Here is a 16,426-nt window from a genome sequence, read left to right as displayed (position 1 = left end):
GCCGGCTCAGCCGAGCGTGCGCCCGAACAGTTCCAGCAGGTTGCGCCAATGCCGGTCGTCCGCCGCGCCGTTGTAGGCGGCGGTGTCGGTCTGGGTGTAGCCGTGCCGGGCACCTTCGTACACCTCGCTGCGGTAGCGCACGCCCGCGGCGTCCAGTGCCCGCTCCAGGGCCTTGATTCCCTCGGCCGGCATCGACGGGTCCTGCTCGGCGTGCCCGAAGTACGCCTCCGCCGTGATGCGGTCGACGAGCCGGTGCGGGCTGTCCTCGGCGTCCGTGGCCAGACGGCCGGCGTGGAAGGAGGCCACCGCCGCGACGCGGTCGGGGTGGGCCGCGGCGGTGCGGAGCGCGAGGACGCCGCCCATGCAGTAACCGGTGGTGCCCACCGGGCCGTCGGTGACCAGCGGCGAGGCGGCCAGCCAGTCGAGGTACGCGCCGGCGTCCCGCACGGCCCGCTCCGGGGTGAGCTGTTGAAGGAGTGGCAGGAGCTCCTCGAAGATCTCCGGCCGCTCGGCGGCGCCGATGAAATCGGGTAGTTCCACCACAGGCGCGCGCCCGGCCCGGTAAAGGACGTTGGGCACCAGCACCGTGTAGCCGTGTCCGGCCAGGCGCTTGGCCATCGCCTCCAGCGAGGGCCGCAGCCCGTAGGCGTCCATGTACAGCAGGACCCCCGGGTGCGCCCGGCCGTCGTCGGGGTGGGCGAGACAGGCGTCCGCGACGCCGTCCCGCAGGGGAATGTCCAGGGCCGTAACGCGCACGGTGATCATTTCCGTACCTTTCATCGGGTTCCGTACAGCCTCGGGCAGCCCCCGGTCCACTCCGCGGCACAACACGGCACACCACGGCGCAACACGGCGCGACACGGTGTCGCGACACCGGCCGGCGTCATAAACCATTGCCATAAGCCGCCCTTTAGGAAACGCAAAGCAGTGTTATGAGGGCAAATCAGGTCGTATGCGCAGCACCGGGCTGTGCCTGGTGGGACGTCCGGGAACGCCCGGACGGGTGACGCCGCGGCCCTTCAACGATCCCCCTCGTGGTCATGGCGATAAGTCGACCCGTAGTCGTACGCCCATGCGGGACTGAGATGTCAGAACGGCGCGCAATTCCAGCCGGAGACCGGCGACCGGTTGGTTGCGGGTAGGCGACGCCCGCCCGGACGATCGCCCTGTTCCCGCATGTCGTCCGGCCGTACGCCGGCCGTCCGGCATGCCTGTGTGCGAGGAGGGGTCCCATGAACGACCAGTTGAGCCTCAGCCCGGATGCCGCACGGCAGCTCGCGACCACCACCAAGACCACCCCGCAGATGCGCGGCATCACGCCGCGCTACCTGCTGCGTGCACTGCCCTGGGTGGACGTCGAAGCGGGCGTGTTCCGCGTCAACCGGCGGCGGACCTACGTCCTCGGCGATGACCGCATCAGCACGCACAACGACGGCGGTTCGCCCCGCGTCATCCCGGGCGACCTGCGGGAACTGCCGTACCTGCGGGAGGCCGACGACGACCTGCTGACCGAACTGGCCGGCGCCTTCACGGAAGTGCCCTTCGAGGCCGGGCAGATGCTGGCCCAGGACGGTGAGGCGCACGACAAGCTGTGGGTGATCGCCCAGGGCCGCGCCGAGAAGCGGGTGAGCGGCCGCTACGGCGAGGACGCGGTGCTCGAAGTGATCGGCGACGGCCAGTTCTTCGACCTCGACGCCTGGACCCGCGGCGAACCCATGCCGTACCGGGTCAAGGCGCTCACCCCCGGTGTGGCCCTGTGCGTCGACCGCAGCACGCTCGCCGGACTCTGCGACCGCGACGCGACGGTGCGCGGTGCGCTGGACGCCTACCTCTCGACGGACGGCGTGCTGCCCGGCGCCGAGGTGCCGGTCGACCTCAGCTCCGGCCACGTCGGCGAACCCGACCTCCCGGCCACCTTCGTCGACTACGAGGACACGCCCCGCGAGTACCACATGACCCTCGCGCAGACCGTCCTCCGCGTCCACACCAGGGTCTCCGACCTCTACAACGGGCCCATCGACCAGATCCGCGCCCAGTCCAACCTCACCGTGCACGCCCTGCGCGAGCGGCAGGAGGCCTCGCTGCTCAACCACCCGGAATTCGGGCTCTTCAACAACGTGGCGCCCGGTCAGCGGGTGCAGGCGCGCACCGGCTCACCGACCCCCGACGACCTGGACGAGCTGCTGACCCGGGTCTGGAAGCAGCCCGGCTACTTCCTCGCCCACCCCAGGGCCATCGCCGCGTTCGCCCGGGAATGTACGCGCCGGGGTGTGCCTCCGGTCATCGACACCAGCTTCGGCAGCCCGCTGCTGACCTGGCGCGGTGTGCCGCTGCTGCCGTCCGACAAGGTGCGGTTCTCCGGCGGTGCGGGCATCGGCACGACCGAGATCCTGCTGATGCGGGTGGGCGAGGCCGAACAGGGCGTGGTGGGCCTGCGCCCCGCCAAGATCGAGGACGAGGTGGAACCCGGCCTGTCGATGCGGAACATGGGCGTCGACCAGAAGGGCATCACGTCGTACCTGATGACGGCGTACTTCAACACCGCGGTACTGGTGGAGGACGCACTCGCCGTCCTCCAGAACGTCGAGGTCGCCAACTACCATGACTACTCCTGACGTCCTCCGGGGCGCCTGGCCGAGCGCCCCGGCTGCGACCACTCCACCCGCCACTCCCCCTGCCACTCCACCGGTCACGGCGCCGGCCACGGCGGGGGTTGCCGCGCCCGTTGCGACGCCGGATGCGACGGCCGTCACGACGCCGGACGCGCCGGGCCGTACCGTCCCGGTCGATACCCAAGCCTCCGCCTGCCCCTTGCCGTCCGCCACCGCCCTCTCCGGTCAACCGGCCGGATTCTCACCGGAGTTGGCCCGGCGGGACATCCCGATCCTGCACCGGACGGTGAACGGGCACCCCCTCGTGTGGCTGGACAACGGAGCCACCACCCAGAAGCCGCGCCAGGTGATCGAGGCGCTGGCCGGCTTCTACGGGTCCGCCAACTCCAACATCCACCGCGGCGCGCACACCATGGCCCGGGAGGCCACCGAGGTGTACGAGGCGGGCCGGGCGGCGGTGGCCCAGTTCCTGGGCGCGCCGTCACCGGACGGCATCGTCTTCGTACGCGGCACCACCGAGGCGGTCAACCTCGTCGCCCAGAGTTGGGGGCGGGCCAACCTCGGTCCCGGGGACGACATCCTGGTCTCCACACTGGAGCACCACTCGAACATCGTTCCCTGGCAGCTGATCGCCAAGGAGACCCGGGCCCGGGTGGTCCCCGTACCGCTGCGACCGGACGGACAGGTCGACCTCGACGCGTACGCCGATCTGCTCTCCATGCGCACCCAGCTCGTCGCGATCAGCCAGGTCTCGAACGTGCTCGGCACCGTCGTGCCGGTGCGTGAGATGACGGCGCTGGCGCACCGGTACGGCGCGAAGGTGCTGGTCGACGGGGCGCAGGCGGTGGCGCACTTCCCCGTCGACGTAACGGATCTGGACGCCGACTTCTACGCGTTCTCGGGCCACAAGCTGTTCGCCCCCACGGGCATCGGCGCCCTGTACGCGAAGCCGGACGTGCTGGAGAAGATGGCGCCGTGGCAGGGCGGCGGGAACATGATCGAGTCCGTCGACTTCACCCGCACCACCTACGCGCCGGTGCCGCACCGTATGGAGGCCGGCACCGGGCACATCTCCGGAGTGGTGGGTCTGCTGTCCGCGCTGAACTGGCTGACCTCCTTCGACCGGAACGCCATCGCCGCCTATGAGACGGCGCTGACGGCCCACGCCCAACAGGCGCTGTCCACGGTTCCCGGGCTGGAACTGCTGGGTTCCGCGCCCGGCCGGGTCGGCGTGCTGACCTTCACCCTCGCCGGCCAGGACCCGTCCCAGATCGCCGACTGGCTGGACCGGGACGGCATCGCCATCCGCGCCGGCCACCACTGCGCCCAACCCGCCCTGGCCCACTACGGGTTGACGAGCGCGGCGCGTGCCTCACTGGCGCTCTACAACACCCCGGAGGAGGTGGACAAGCTCGTGGCCTCACTGCAACAACTGCAAATGCAGCAGGCTGCTTGACGGATCGTCCACGGGTGGCCGGCTCGCCCTGCCGCCGCCCCGCCCCGTCCCGCCGTCGCCGTCCGGATCACGGGCGGCGACGGCGGGACGCCCGTTGTTCAAGGCGTCATCCATGCGACGACAAGCGCAGAGGGGGCGTGCTGGAGGGGGTCCGTTTACCTGGAAGGGCGCTCTTGCGGTCGCCCCCGGGCATTCAGTGTGGAATTTCGGGTATGGGTCCGATGTTTACCCGATGCCTGCCTACCTATCGCAAGCCTGCCTGAGCAGGAGGTGACGGCGATGCCGGGACCGCAGCCCGATCACTACGCCGTACTCGGTGTCCAGCCCTCCGCATCCGCGCGCCAGATCACCACGGCCTACCGCCGACTGGTCCGCAGCCTGCACCCGGACACCGGTCCCGCCCGGCCGGCAGCGGAGCAAGAACTCGCAGAGGTGCTGACGGCGTACCGCGTCCTCCACGATCCGCAGAGCCGGGCCCGTTACGACGCGGACCGCGCCCTCGCTGAGCGTGACCGTCGCTATGCGCAGCGGCGGGCTGCACGCGCCGGACCGGCCCGCTCGGGCCCCGGCCGCCCGGCCCCCGCCCGGACCCACCGCGCCCAGCCGTCGGGCGACGAGGCCGACACCGTGATCGTGCTGCACCTCGGCCCCGTGCGCATCGAACTGCTCGGCGTCCGCCACACCGAGGACGATGCGCCGGCGACCGACGGGCTCGAATCCCTGGAGTGGCTCCTGCGCCCGCTGTGGCAGTGGGGCCGCCAGGGGCGCTAGTGGGGAGGGGCGCGGCGCGCTCTCACTCCGGCACCGGGACCTGCCCCTCCGGGTACTTCCTGACCCACGTCGCGCCGCACTCGGCGCAAGAGGAGTACTCGATCAGCTCGCCGTCTTCGGTGACGCCCAGGCTCTGTATCAGGCGGACGTGTACATGTGCACCCATCAGGGTTCCTTTCCGCTGTCCGGCAGAAATTTCCGCAGCAAGGCGAAGAACGCGGAATGCCGAACATCCTGGACATAGGGCCCGTCAGGGTGTCAACGAAGTGGTCGCACTATGAGACGAGTCGGGCGGCCGTCCGTAACTTTCGGTGAGCGACCGCCCATCGCCGACGACCGACCGACGCCCGCCGTACCGCGCGGCCTCGACCGCCCCGACCGCCCCGACCTCGGGCAAGCCGGCTGCCGCTCGCCGTGTCCTGGCCGAGCACGTCTCGTTGACCGAACGACCGGCGACTACAGCCGGTAACCCACAACCTCTGCCCCTGACCTTTGACCTTCGCCCCTTGATCACTGACCTCGATCACTGACTTCAGATCGCTGACCTCTGAGCACGATCACTTCGGGAGGAACCTGTGCGCGTGCGCAAGACGACCCTGACCCTCGCGGCCACCGCCGCGGCCCTGGCGGGACTGGCGGGGGCCGTGCCCGCCGCCGCAGCCGACACCGGCACCCGGCTCCCCGTCGCCGAGACCGCCGACACCGTGCAGGGCATGGGCTCGGCGGTGGCACATCGGCTCGGCCTCGCCGTCGCCCCTCCGGGCCCGGACCACCGGGCGCGGTAGCCGAACCCGGCAGCCGAACGAACGGCCTGTGGCCCTGGCCGCCCGCGGCGTCCGCAACAGGAAGTGTCCGCTCGCCAGATACGGAGCCGGTTCCGGCATGCCGCGGAGGGCGAGATACCCCTTCGGCCCGAGGTGTGGTCGGGTCCGTGGCCGGCTCCGCGGAGTTCCTCATCGAGCTGGTTCATCCAGCCGACGTCGTCGGCTCGCCCTCGCGGAGGCCGGTGACGGTGGGGAGGGCCGACCGGTCCACCGTGCCGACCATCCGCGTCTGCGGGTACAGCGAGAAGCCCGCCAGCCGGTAGCGTCGGGTCGCCCCCGGGGTGCACGGTGGACGAGAACATGCGAGGCTCAACCTCCGGTTCGCTGACCCGCCTGCTGCGCCGGTCCGCCTCGCAGAACGTCAGAGCCGACGCACGCTCCGCCGGGACGAGGTCCTCCGCCTGCATCGATCTGATCCGTACGGACTCCATGCCGTCAGTGTGCGAGCGGGTGGCCCTCGGGCGCGCATGAATGACGGGCCGGCGCCGGGGGGTTGGCGGGGCGGGTGGGGTTCAGGAGGGTGCGGGGTCGGTGGTGCTCAGTTTTCCGGAGCGTCGCGGTGTGAGGCGGGGGCGCCGGTGCGGAGGCCGTCCATGACGAGGTCGAGGAGGCGGCCGGCGCGGGACTGCCAGTCGCTGTGCGGGTCGATCTGCCAGAGGCCGGCGATGGCGAGCGAGAAGTCGTCGGGGGTCATGCCGGGGCGGATGGTGCCGGCCTCTTCGTTGGCTTTGAGCAGCAGGGCGACGGCCGACGTCACCGGGCCGTGTCCGGAGGCGGCCAGGCTGCCGTGCGCGGTCGCTGTGCGGAGCGCGTCGGCCAGACCGGCCTTGGCCATGGCGTACTGGGCCAGGCGGTCCATCCATTCCCGCAGCGCCTGGTCGGGGGAGCGGGTGTCGAGTAGCTGGGCCGCGGTGTCGGCGACCTGCTGGACCTCGTAGCGGTAGACCTCGAGGACGAGCGACTCGCGGTTGGGGAAGTTGCGGTAGAACGTCGCCTGCCCGACGCCGGCCTTCTTCGCGATCGCGCTCAGTGGGGCGTCGGCCGCGCGCGTCAGCTCCTCCAGGGCGACTTCCAGGATGCGCTCGCGATTCCGTTGCGCGTCCGAGCGCAGCGGAGCGTCCTTCTTCTCCCGCACTCGTCCTCCTTCGGGAATCACTGCCGGATCGGCCTTGCTAACCGGACAGGTGTCCGGTAGATTTGCGGTAATCGGATAGCTGTCCGGTTAGCTCCACCATAGCGGCACAAACGAGTGGTGGGGTGCTTGCTCTTCCGTACTTGCTACGTTCACCACGTTTGCCACGTTCGCCACGTTCGCCACGTTGCCGTGCTCATCGCACGTATTTATCGCACTGCATTGCACTGACCTGCAGCGCACTGGATGTCTGCCCTGACGCACTGACGTATTCACCCACCGACGTAGTGCATGCACTGCCCTTCCCGAAGGTGCCTGACTGAAGGTGTCCTTCTGAAGGTGCCCCTCGGTGTTCGCTCGGACGCCGGACGCCGGACGCCGGACGCCGGACGCCGGACGCCGGACCTGCGATCCGCCCTTGCCCTGAACGTCCGGCCCTGCCCGCCTACTTGACTGTCCGTCCATCCCCGACCTCCCCGTCCCTGCTCTCTTTTCCTTCCCTGCCTGTCCTCCCGTTTCGCGCATCGGATACGTGGAAGTCACACGCGAAAGAAGCTGATCATGGCCCTATCGACGTCCAGTGCCATCACTTTGAACATCAACGGCGAGAAGCATGCGCTGCCCGTCGACCACCGCACCACGCTGCTCGACGCGCTGCGCGAGCGGCTCGATCTGACGGGCACCAAAAAGGGCTGTGACCAGGGCCAATGTGGTGCTTGTACGGTGCTGATCGATGGGCGCAGAGCCGTCTCCTGCCTTCAGCTCGCGGTGGCCGCCGAGGGGCGGGAGATCACCACGATCGAGGGCGTGGCGGACGGTGAGACGCTCCATCCGGTGCAGCAGGCCTTTCTCGACCTCGACGGCTATCAGTGCGGGTACTGCACACCGGGGCAGATATGTTCCGCCCTCGCGGTGATCGAGGAGCACGCGGCCGGCTGGCCGAGCGCGGCGAGTGCCGATGTGCGGCCGGAGGCGGGGATTCCGCCCTTGACTCCCGAGGAGATCCGGGAGCGGATGAGCGGCAACCTGTGCCGCTGCGGGGCGTATGTGTCGATCGTCCAGGCCGTCGCGCGAGCGGCAGCCGCGCACGGTGCCGGATCGACGCCGGGGATCGAGACCCAGGGGGTCGAGACGCGGGAGAGCGAGACACCGGGGTCTGAGGTGGGTCCGGCGGGCACGGCAGGCGCGGAGGTGACGGCATGAAGGAATTCGGTTATCAGCGGGCGTTGGATGTTCCCGGGGCGGTCGCGCTGCTCGGGGCCGATCCGGAGGCGCGCTGTCTTGGCGGTGGCACCAACCTCGTCGACCTGATGAAGGCAGGGGTGGAGCGGCCCGGGCTGCTCATCGACGTACGTGAACTCCCCCTGGACGGGATCGAGTTCACGGAGGACGGCGGGCTGCGGATCGGTGCCACGGTGACCAACAGCGATCTCGCGGCCCATCCCGACGTGCGACGGCGCTACCCGGCGTTGGCACAGGCGGTGCTCGCCGGTGCCTCCGGCCAGTTGCGCAACATGGCCACCGTCGGCGGGAACCTGCTGCAACGGACGCGCTGCGGCTACTTCACGAACCTCGCCCGTCCCTGCAACAAGCGGGTGCCCGGCAGCGGTTGCCCCGCCATCGAGGGCGAGCACCACAATCACGCGATCCTCGGCGCCTCCGCGCACTGCGTCGCCGTCCACCCCTCGGACATGGCGGTGGCGCTGGCCGCCTTCGACGCCGTCGTCCACTACGAAACGGCGGACGGGCCGGGCGAGTTGCCGTTCGCGGAGTTCTATCTGCCCGTGGGGGACACCCCGCATCAGGAGACCGCACTGCCCGCCGGGGCGCTGATCACCGGCATCAGCCTGCCGCCCCTGCCGGTCGCCGCCTCTTCGCGCTACCGCAAGGTGCGGGAGCGCGCGTCGTACGCCTTCGCGATCGGCTCGGTCGCCGCCGCCCTCGACGTCCGCGACGGAGTCGTGCGCGACGTGCGCCTCGCCCTCGGGGCGGTGGCGTCGCGGCCGTGGCGGGCCCTCGCGGCCGAGCGGGTACTGATCGGGAAGCCGGCCGGCGCCGACGCGTTCGCCGCCGCCGCGGACGCCGAACTCGCCGCCGCCGAGGCGCTGCCCCACAACGGATACAAGGTGACGCTGATGCGCAATCTCATCGTCGCCCAGCTGACCGAGCTCGCCGAGGAGACCGCGCGATGACCACGACGACGACGGAAGCCACCGCGGTACGGAAAGCCGTCGGCACCGCGCACACCCGGGTGGAGGGCCTGGCCAAGGTCACCGGCGCGGCGCGCTACGCCGGCGAGATCCCGTTCGCCGAACTCGCCCACGGCTGGCTGGTGGTGTCCACCATCGCCCGCGGTCGGATCCGCTCGGTGGAGTCCGGTCCCGTCCTGGCGATGCCCGGCGTGCTCACCGTGCTGCACCACGGCAACGCCCCGCGCGTGGACACCGACTACGTCGGCATGCTGGGCGTTCCGCCGGACCCGACCTGCGCGGTGTTCCAGCACGACCGGGTGCCGAGCCTGGGCTGGCCGGTGGCGCTGGTCGTCGCCGAGACGTCCGAGCAGGCCAGGGAGGCCGCCGAAGCGCTGGTGGTGCACTACGACCAGGAGCCGCACGACATCGATTTCGCCGGCGGCCACCCGGACGCGTACCCGCTGGACGGCCATCTGCCGGCGGTGGCGGAGAAGGGCGACCTGGAGGCCGAACTCACAGCGTCGGCCGTCGTCCTGGACGCCGAGTACACCACGCCCGAAGAGCACCACAACCCGATGGAGCCCCATGCGGCGACGGCCCGCTGGGACGGCGGCCGGCTGGAGGTCGTCGACTCCAACCAGGGTGCCACCTGGGTCGTGGGCGAGCTCGCCAAGCTGTTCTCGCTCGACCCGTCCGCGGTGCGGGTGCGCTCCGAGCACGTCGGCGGCGGCTTCGGCAGCAAGGGCGTGCGCGCACACCAGGTGGCCGCCGTGATGGCCGCTACCGTCCTCCAGCGCCCCGTACGTGTCGTCCTGACCCGCCGGCAGATGTTCTCGCTGGCCGGGTACCGCAGTCCCACCAGCCAGCGGGTCAGGCTCGGCGCCGACGCCGACGGGCGGCTGCGCGCGCTGGAGCACCGCGCCCTGAGCCTGACCTCGACCGTGCACGAATTCATCGAGCCGAGCGCCGCTGTGGCCCGCGTGATGTACGACGCGGACGCCCATCACACCACCAACACCGTCGTACGGCTCGACGTGCCGACGCCGACGTTCATGCGCGCGCCGGGCGAGGCACCGGGGTCGTTCGCGCTGGAGGCGGCGCTCGACGAGCTCGCCGAGAAGTGCGGGATCGACCCGATCGAGCTGCGGCTGCGCAACGAACCCGAGCAGGGCCCGGTCTCCGGCCTGCCGTTCAGCAGCCGCAACCTGCGCGCCTGCTTCGAGGAGGGCGCCCGCCGGTTCGGCTGGGCCGACCGGGACCCGCGTCCCGGACTCCGACGTGACGGGCGCTGGCTGCTCGGCACCGGCACGGCCGCGGCCTCCTTCGGCGCCGGAGCCGCACCCTCCACGGCGGTCCTGACGGCCGAGGCCGACGGCACCTTCACCGTGCGGATCGCCGCGGCCGACATAGGCACCGGAGCGCGTACCGCGCTCACCCTGGTCGCCGCCGACGCGCTGGAGGTCCCGCCGGAGCGGATCCGGGTGCGCATCGGGGACAGCGACTTCGGCCCGGCGATGATCGCAGGCGGCTCGATGGGCACCCGCTCCTGGTCCTGGGCGGTGATGGCCGCGGCGAAGGAGCTGCGCGAGCGGCTCGCCCTCGGCGCGGACCTGCCGCCGGAGGGCATCACCGTACGGTCGGACACCACCGCGGCGATCGGCGCCCTCGCGCAGAAGGAACGGCACTCCTTCGGCGCACAGTTCGCCGAGGTCGCGGTGGACGTCGCCACCGGCGAGGTGCGGGTACGGCGCATGCTCGGCGTCTTCGCGGCGGGCCGGATCGTCAATCCCCTCACCGCGCGCAACCAGTTCGTCGGTGGCATGATCTGGGGCATCTCCATGGCCCTGCACGAGGAGGCGGCCCGGGACCGCGCCTCGGGCGGCCACGTCGGCGCCGACCTCGCCGGCTACCACGTCGCCACACACGCCGACGTACCGCTCGTCGAGGCGGACTGGGTGGACGATCCGGACCCGGACGACCCGGTGGGGATCAAGGGCATCGGCGAGATCGGCATCGTCGGTGCCGCGGCGGCCGTCGCCAACGCGGTCTGGCACGCGACCGGTGTACGGCACCGGCATCTGCCGATCCGGCCGGACCGGGTCCTGCAGGCGGGGACCGGACGAGGAAGCGTGGGAGAGCGGGATGCTGGACATCGCCGATGAACTGAACCGGTGGACCGAGGAGGGCCGGGAGTTCGCCGTCGCCACGGTCGTGGGCGTCGGCGGCAGCGCCCCGCGCAGCCCCGGCGCCGCCCTCGCCGTCGACAGCCGGGGCACGGCGATCGGGTCGGTCTCCGGCGGCTGCGTGGAGGCGGCCGTCTACGACCTGTGCGCCCAGGCGCTGCAGGACGGCACGACCGTCCGCGAACGCTTCGGCTACAGCGCCGAGGACGCCTTCGCGGTCGGCCTGACCTGCGGCGGAACGATCGACGTCCTGGTCACTCCGGTGACCGCCGACGCCCCGGACCGGCCGGTGCTCGCCGCCGCGCTGGCGGCCGCCGCCCGCGGAGAGGCGGCGGCCCTGGCCCGGGTGATCCGGGGCCCGGCCGACCTCCTCGGCCGGGCGCTGCTCGTCCGCCCGGACGGCTCCCACGAAGGCGGTCTCGGCGGCGGGCCGGATCTGGACCGGACGGCACGGGGCGAGTCCCGCGCCCTCCTCGACGCGGGACGCACCGGAAGCTTCGACGTCTCGGCGGGCGGCACCCGCTGCGAGGCGGATCTGACGCTGTTCGTCGAGGCGAACGTACCGCCGCCCCGCATGATCGTCTTCGGTGCGGTCGACTTCGCCGCGGCCCTGGTGCGCACCGGCAAGTTCCTCGGCTACCACGTCACCGTCTGCGACGCCCGCCCCGTCTTCGCCACCCGGGCCCGCTTCCCCGAGGCCGACGAGATCGTGGTCGACTGGCCGCACCGCTACCTCCGGCGCACCGCGACCGACGGCCGTACGGCCCTGTGCGTGCTGACCCACGACGCCAAGTTCGACATCCCCCTGCTGGAGGTGGCGCTGCGCCTGCCGGTCGCGTTCGTCGGCGCGATGGGGTCCCGCCGCACCCACGACGACCGCGACCGAAGACTGCGCGAGGCCGGCCTCACCGACCGCGAGCTGGCCCGGCTGCACTCACCGATCGGCCTCGACCTCGGCGCCCGTACGCCCGAGGAGACCGCCCTGTCCATCGCCGCCGAGATCGTCGCGGCCCGTCGCGGCGGTACGGGCCGGCCGCTGACCGGCTCCGGAACCCCGATCCACCGCGACCCCGCCGACCCGCCCGGGCCCGGCCGGCTCGACCGCCGCCTGAGTCCCCGCACGTAGCCCCCTCGACCGCCGCCTGAGCCCCCCCCGCACTTAGCCCCCTCGGTCGGCCACGCAGCCGTCTCGGCCACGCCCACCCCGCCGGCCACACACCTCACCAGCCACGTACCCCCGCGGGTCACGCCCCCAGCCGCGCCCCCACGCACCCGCGCCCACACACACCCGCGCCGCCACGCCCCCCCGCCCCCACCCCAAAAGAGTTCACACAGCCGACAAGAAGCCGTTACGCCCGCACCGGAATGACCGGTCAACTCCCTTTTGTTGCAAGGGACATGACTGTGGGAGTAGTACTCAACGCGACCGGCCCCGACAACCAGATCGACGCCACCGTGCGGCTCGCCGCGGAGGCGGCGGCCGCGGGGCTGCGGTCCGCATGGTTCGGCCAGACCTTCGGGGCGGACTCGCCCCAGCTCGCCGCGATCGTCGGGCGCGAGGTCCCGGAGCTTCAGGTGGGCACCTCCGCGATCCCCGTCTTCGGACGCCACCCGCTGGTCGTCTCCAGCCAGGCGCTGACCGCCCAGGCCGCCACGCACGGCCGCTACCACCTCGGACTCGCCCTCGGCACCAAGCTCCTCACCGAGTCCGGCTTCGGCCTCCCCTTCGAACGGCCGGTCGCCCGGCTGCGGGAATTCCTCACCGCGCTGCGCCAGCTGACCGGGACCGGCACCGCCGACTTCCACGGCGAGCTGCTGACCGCCGCCACCCCGATCCCCGCGCGGGTGCCGGGCGCCGAGGCGGGGGTGCCGCTGCTCGTCGCCGCGATGGGCCCCCAGGCCCTGCGGGTGAGCGGTGAGCTGGCCGACGGGATCCTGCCGTACCTCGCCGGGCCCCGGGCGCTGGCCGAGCACATCGTCCCGGCCGTCACCGCCGCGGCCGAGGCCGCCGGCCGGCCCGCGCCCCGGATCGTGGCGCTGGTGCCCGGCCTGGTCACCGACGACGCCGACGCGGTGCGCCGGACGTTCACCGAGCAGCTCGCCTTCTACGAGCAGATTCCGTCCTACGCGCGGGTCATCGGGCTCTCCGGCGGGAAGCGGGCCGCCGACGTGGCCGTGATCGGCGACGAGCGGACGGTCGCGGCGGAGGTCCAGCGCTATCGGGACGCCGGGGCGACGGAGGTCGTCTTCTCCGGAACGGAGCTCGCCGGGGCCGCGGACCGGCGCCGTACCTGGGAATTCCTGGGCGAGCTGGCGGGCTGAGCGCGGCGGCCGGGCCCCGGAAACACCGCCGCGCGGGCCCGGTCACCGCCGTACAGTCATGCGATACCTCAGCGTGGTGCGTACCGGCCACCTCGGTGCGCGAGGTACACATGGAACATGGCCCGATTTTCCGGCCGCTTTCCGTGGTTCGCTCCGACGCGCAGGCACACCGGTCGGAGCCCGGGCGGCAACGGCCGGCGGGCGCGGGACGGCGGCCCGCCGAAGCCGCTGATCCAGCGCCTGCGCGCCCTGGTGGACGTCCACAGCGTCGCCGGTCAGATGTTCCTGCTGCAGGTGCTGATCGTGCTGCTGCTCGTCGTGGCCGCGGTGATCACCCTGCTGGTCCAGGCGCGCAGCGACCGGTTCCAGGGCGCGCGGGACCGTTCGCTCGCCTCCGCCGAGTCCTTCGCGCACGCCCCCGGCCTGCCCGCCGTGGTGCAGAAGGGCCATCCGGGCGCGAGCGCGGTGCTCCAGCCGCTGACCGAGGACGCCCGCAAGCGCGGCGGCGTGGACTTCATCGTCGTCCTGGACCGCAAGGGGATCCGCTTCACCCACCCGATCCCCAACCGGATCGGCAAGAAGTTCGTCGGCAACATCAAGCCGTCCCTCGCCGGCCGCACCACCATCGAGAGCGTCTACGGGCCGCTCGGCCACGAGGTGCAGGCAACGGTCCCGGTGAAGGACGCCAAGGGCAAGGTGGTGGCCCTGGTGAGCTCCGGCATGCGGGTCAGCCGGGTCAGCAGCGCCGTCGACCGTCAGCTGCCCGTCGTCATCGGTGCCGGCGGCGCCGCGCTCGCCCTCACCACGGCCGGCACCGCACTGGTCAGCCGCCGGCTGCGGCGCCAGACCCGGGGGCTCGGCCCGGCGGAGATGACCCGGATGTACGAGCACCACGACGCGGTGCTGCACGCCGTGCGCGAGGGCGTACTGATCCTCGACGCGGACGGGCGGGTCCTGCTGGCGAACGACGAGGCCCAGAAGCTGCTGGGCCTGCCCGCCGACGCCGAGGGGCAATGCCTCGCCGGTCTCGGCCTCGATTCCAAGATCGCCGAGCTGCTGACGTCCGGGCGGGCGATCTCCGACGAGGTGCTGCCGGTCAACGACCGGCTGCTCGCGCTGAACATCCGGTCCACCGACCGTCAGGGCGGGCCGCCCGGCAGCGTCGCCACGCTGCGGGACTCCACCGACCTGCTCGCCCTCGCGGGGAAGGCGGAGGTCACCCAGAGCCGGCTGCGGCTGCTGTACGAGGCCAGCGTGGCCATCGGCACCACCCTCGACGTACGGCGCACCGCCGAGGAGCTGACCCAGGTCGCCGTGCGGTGGTTCGCCGACTACGCCAGCGTCGACCTGGCCGAACCCGTGCTGAGCGGCGGGGAGCCACCGGTGGGCTCGTACCGCGAGGCGCCCGAGCTGCGCCGGGTGGCGGTCACCGGGATCCGCGACGACCACCCCCTCTACCGGCCGGGCGAGGTGCACACCTACCTCTCGCTCACCCCGATGGCCACCGGATTCGTCAACGGCCAGTCCGTGCTCGTGCCCGATGTGCGGGCCGCCGGCGACTGGTACCCCGACGACCCCGGGCGGCTGGAACTGGTCATGAGCCACGGCTGCGAATCCCTGATCACCGTTCCGCTCCAGGCCCGCGGCGTCCGGATGGGGATCGTCAACTTCTGGCGCTCCCGGGAGCGGCCCTTCGAGGAGGGCGAGCTGTCGCTGGCCGAGGAGATGGCGGCCCGGGCCGCCGTGTGCATCGACAACGCGCGCCGCTTCACCCGCGAGCACGCCATGGCCGTCACCCTGCAGGAGAGCCTGCTGCCGCGCGGGCTGCCCGAACAGAGCGCCCTCGACCTCGCCCACCGCTACCTGCCCGCACAGACCGGGGTGGGCGGCGACTGGTTCGACGTCATCCCGCTGCCCGGCGCCCGGGTCGCGCTGGTCGTCGGGGACGTCGTCGGGCACGGGCTGCACGCCGCGGCGACCATGGGCCGGCTGCGTACCGCGGTGCAGAACTTCTCCACCCTCGACCTGCCGCCCGACGAGCTCCTCGGCTTCCTGGACGAGCTGGTCAACCGCATCGACGAGGAGGCCATCGCGGCGAACGACGAGGCCACGGTCGCCGGCGCCACCTGCCTCTACGCCATCTACGACCCGTCCTCCGGCCGCTGCGCGCTGGCTCGGGCCGGCCACCTCCCGCCCGCCCTCGTCCACCCCGACGGCACCGTCGCGTACCCGGACCTCCCGGCCAGCCCGCCGCTCGGCGTCGGCGGCCTGCCCTTCGAATCGGTGGAGCTGCTGTTGCCCGAGGGCAGCAACCTGGTCCTCTACACCGACGGCCTGGTGGAGGACCGCAACCACGACATCGACACCGGCATGCACCAGCTCGCCACGGCCCTGGCGCACCGCGACCGGACGCCGCAGGAGACCTGCGAGGCCGTACTCGGCGCGCTGCTCCCCGACCGGCAGCGCGACGACATCGCCCTCCTCGTGGCGCGCACCCGCCTGCTGCCGCCCGACCGCATCGCCGAGTGGGAGGTCCCCGCCGAGCCCGCGGCGGTCGCCGAGGCCCGGGCGAACCTCACCCGGCAACTCCTGGAGTGGGGCCTGGAGGAGGAGGTCTTCACCACCGAGCTCATCCTCAGCGAGCTGGTCACCAACGCCATCGTCTACGCCTCCGGCCCGATCGGCGTCCGCCTGCTGTACGACCGCACGCTGATCTGCGAGGTCTCCGACACCAGCAGTACCGCGCCGCATCTCCGGTTCGCCGCGGGCGAGGACGAGGGCGGCCGCGGGCTCTTCCTCGTCGCCCGGATGGCAGGGCGCTGGGGCACCCGTTACACCGCCGAAGGCAAGATCATCTGGGCGGAACTGGCCCTGCGCTGACCGCCCGCGGCCCGGCGCGGAGGTGGATTTGCGTCGGGCCCGGGGCGGTGTGCG

At 72.2% G+C, this 16,426-nt stretch carries 13 protein-coding genes; 10 read left to right on the top strand and 3 right to left on the bottom strand.

What is annotated here, in order from left to right; genetic code table 11:
- Window positions 1–6 precede the first annotated feature (6 nt).
- Entirely contained in the window at window positions 7–765 is a 759-nt protein-coding gene (locus tag IG62_RS0119520) for a dienelactone hydrolase family protein (RefSeq protein WP_030804409.1), read from the bottom strand.
- A gap of 467 nt (window positions 766–1,232) precedes the next feature.
- On the opposite strand from IG62_RS0119520, the gene IG62_RS0119515 reads away from it, so the two are divergent.
- The 3 genes from IG62_RS0119515 (at window position 1,233) to IG62_RS46435 (ending at window position 4,839) form a co-directional block, all read left to right on the top strand.
- Window positions 1,233–2,615 carry a family 2B encapsulin nanocompartment shell protein gene (locus IG62_RS0119515; RefSeq protein WP_030804406.1) on the top strand — a complete coding sequence of 461 codons (1,383 nt, stop codon included), beginning with the start codon at window positions 1,233–1,235 and terminating at the stop codon, window positions 2,613–2,615.
- A complete protein-coding gene (locus IG62_RS0119510) occupies window positions 2,602–4,068 on the top strand; it encodes a cysteine desulfurase (protein WP_037838652.1) in 1,467 nt (488 codons plus the stop codon). Before IG62_RS0119515 ends, IG62_RS0119510 begins: the two co-directional genes overlap by 14 nt.
- A gap of 279 nt (window positions 4,069–4,347) precedes the next feature.
- Window positions 4,348–4,839, top strand: a complete 492-nt coding sequence (locus tag IG62_RS46435) for a J domain-containing protein (protein WP_107053016.1) — start codon at window positions 4,348–4,350, stop codon at window positions 4,837–4,839.
- 22 nt (window positions 4,840–4,861) lie between these two features.
- Here the strand turns inward: IG62_RS46435 and IG62_RS47840 are convergent, their stop codons facing one another.
- Window positions 4,862–5,005, bottom strand: coding sequence for a hypothetical protein (locus IG62_RS47840; protein WP_199812497.1), 144 nt, complete (start codon window positions 5,003–5,005; stop codon window positions 4,862–4,864).
- Between the two features lie 415 nt (window positions 5,006–5,420).
- Here IG62_RS47840 and IG62_RS47290 point away from each other — a divergent pair, with 415 nt between their 5' ends.
- The gene (locus tag IG62_RS47290) at window positions 5,421–5,624 is read left to right on the top strand and encodes a hypothetical protein (RefSeq protein ID WP_030804390.1); all 204 of its coding nucleotides are present in this window, start codon (window positions 5,421–5,423) and stop codon (window positions 5,622–5,624) included.
- 577 nt (window positions 5,625–6,201) lie between these two features.
- On the opposite strand, the gene IG62_RS0119485 is transcribed toward IG62_RS47290, so the two are convergent.
- Window positions 6,202–6,798 carry a TetR/AcrR family transcriptional regulator gene (locus IG62_RS0119485; RefSeq protein WP_030804387.1) on the bottom strand — a complete coding sequence of 199 codons (597 nt, stop codon included), beginning with the start codon at window positions 6,796–6,798 and terminating at the stop codon, window positions 6,202–6,204.
- Between the two features lie 558 nt (window positions 6,799–7,356).
- Here IG62_RS0119485 and IG62_RS0119480 point away from each other — a divergent pair.
- The 6 genes from IG62_RS0119480 to IG62_RS0119455 all read left to right on the top strand — a co-directional run bounded on the left by IG62_RS0119480 (window position 7,357) and on the right by IG62_RS0119455 (window position 16,372).
- The gene (locus tag IG62_RS0119480) at window positions 7,357–7,998 is read left to right on the top strand and encodes a (2Fe-2S)-binding protein (RefSeq protein ID WP_078872090.1); all 642 of its coding nucleotides are present in this window, start codon (window positions 7,357–7,359) and stop codon (window positions 7,996–7,998) included.
- Complete coding sequence (locus tag IG62_RS0119475; RefSeq protein ID WP_030804369.1) at window positions 7,995–8,987, top strand: FAD binding domain-containing protein; 993 nt, start codon at window positions 7,995–7,997, stop codon at window positions 8,985–8,987. Before IG62_RS0119480 ends, IG62_RS0119475 begins: the two co-directional genes overlap by 4 nt.
- Window positions 8,984–11,149, top strand: a complete 2,166-nt coding sequence (locus IG62_RS0119470; protein ID WP_051798269.1) for a xanthine dehydrogenase family protein molybdopterin-binding subunit — start codon at window positions 8,984–8,986, stop codon at window positions 11,147–11,149. The genes IG62_RS0119475 and IG62_RS0119470 overlap by 4 nt, the downstream gene beginning before the upstream one ends.
- A complete protein-coding gene (locus IG62_RS0119465; protein WP_030804363.1) occupies window positions 11,130–12,296 on the top strand; it encodes an XdhC family protein in 1,167 nt (388 codons plus the stop codon). Before IG62_RS0119470 ends, IG62_RS0119465 begins: the two co-directional genes overlap by 20 nt.
- A 272-nt stretch (window positions 12,297–12,568) precedes the next feature.
- Complete coding sequence (locus IG62_RS0119460; RefSeq protein ID WP_030804360.1) at window positions 12,569–13,492, top strand: LLM class F420-dependent oxidoreductase; 924 nt, start codon at window positions 12,569–12,571, stop codon at window positions 13,490–13,492.
- A 117-nt stretch (window positions 13,493–13,609) separates the two neighbouring features.
- Entirely contained in the window at window positions 13,610–16,372 is a 2,763-nt protein-coding gene (locus IG62_RS0119455) for a SpoIIE family protein phosphatase (RefSeq protein WP_420711078.1), read from the top strand.
- Window positions 16,373–16,426 lie beyond the last annotated feature (54 nt).

This window comes from Streptomyces sp. NRRL S-337 (assembly GCF_000720175.1).
Lineage (GTDB): Bacteria > Actinomycetota > Actinomycetes > Streptomycetales > Streptomycetaceae > Streptomyces > Streptomyces siderophoricus.
This window is presented reverse-complemented; position numbering and strand designations above follow the sequence as displayed.

Coding starts and splice junctions, on each gene's coding strand:
- IG62_RS0119520 (WP_030804409.1), bottom strand. CDS start 765: ATGATCACCGTGCGCGTTACGGCCCTGGACATTCCCCTGCGGGACGGC.
- IG62_RS0119480 (WP_078872090.1), top strand. CDS start 7,357: ATGGCCCTATCGACGTCCAGTGCCATCACTTTGAACATCAACGGCGAG.
- IG62_RS0119455 (WP_420711078.1), top strand. CDS start 13,610: ATGGCCCGATTTTCCGGCCGCTTTCCGTGGTTCGCTCCGACGCGCAGG.
- IG62_RS0119470 (WP_051798269.1), top strand. CDS start 8,984: ATGACCACGACGACGACGGAAGCCACCGCGGTACGGAAAGCCGTCGGC.
- IG62_RS0119510 (WP_037838652.1), top strand. CDS start 2,602: ATGACTACTCCTGACGTCCTCCGGGGCGCCTGGCCGAGCGCCCCGGCT.
- IG62_RS0119460 (WP_030804360.1), top strand. CDS start 12,569: ATGACTGTGGGAGTAGTACTCAACGCGACCGGCCCCGACAACCAGATC.
- IG62_RS47840 (WP_199812497.1), bottom strand. CDS start 5,005: ATGGGTGCACATGTACACGTCCGCCTGATACAGAGCCTGGGCGTCACC.
- IG62_RS0119475 (WP_030804369.1), top strand. CDS start 7,995: ATGAAGGAATTCGGTTATCAGCGGGCGTTGGATGTTCCCGGGGCGGTC.
- IG62_RS0119465 (WP_030804363.1), top strand. CDS start 11,130: ATGCTGGACATCGCCGATGAACTGAACCGGTGGACCGAGGAGGGCCGG.
- IG62_RS46435 (WP_107053016.1), top strand. CDS start 4,348: ATGCCGGGACCGCAGCCCGATCACTACGCCGTACTCGGTGTCCAGCCC.
- IG62_RS0119515 (WP_030804406.1), top strand. CDS start 1,233: ATGAACGACCAGTTGAGCCTCAGCCCGGATGCCGCACGGCAGCTCGCG.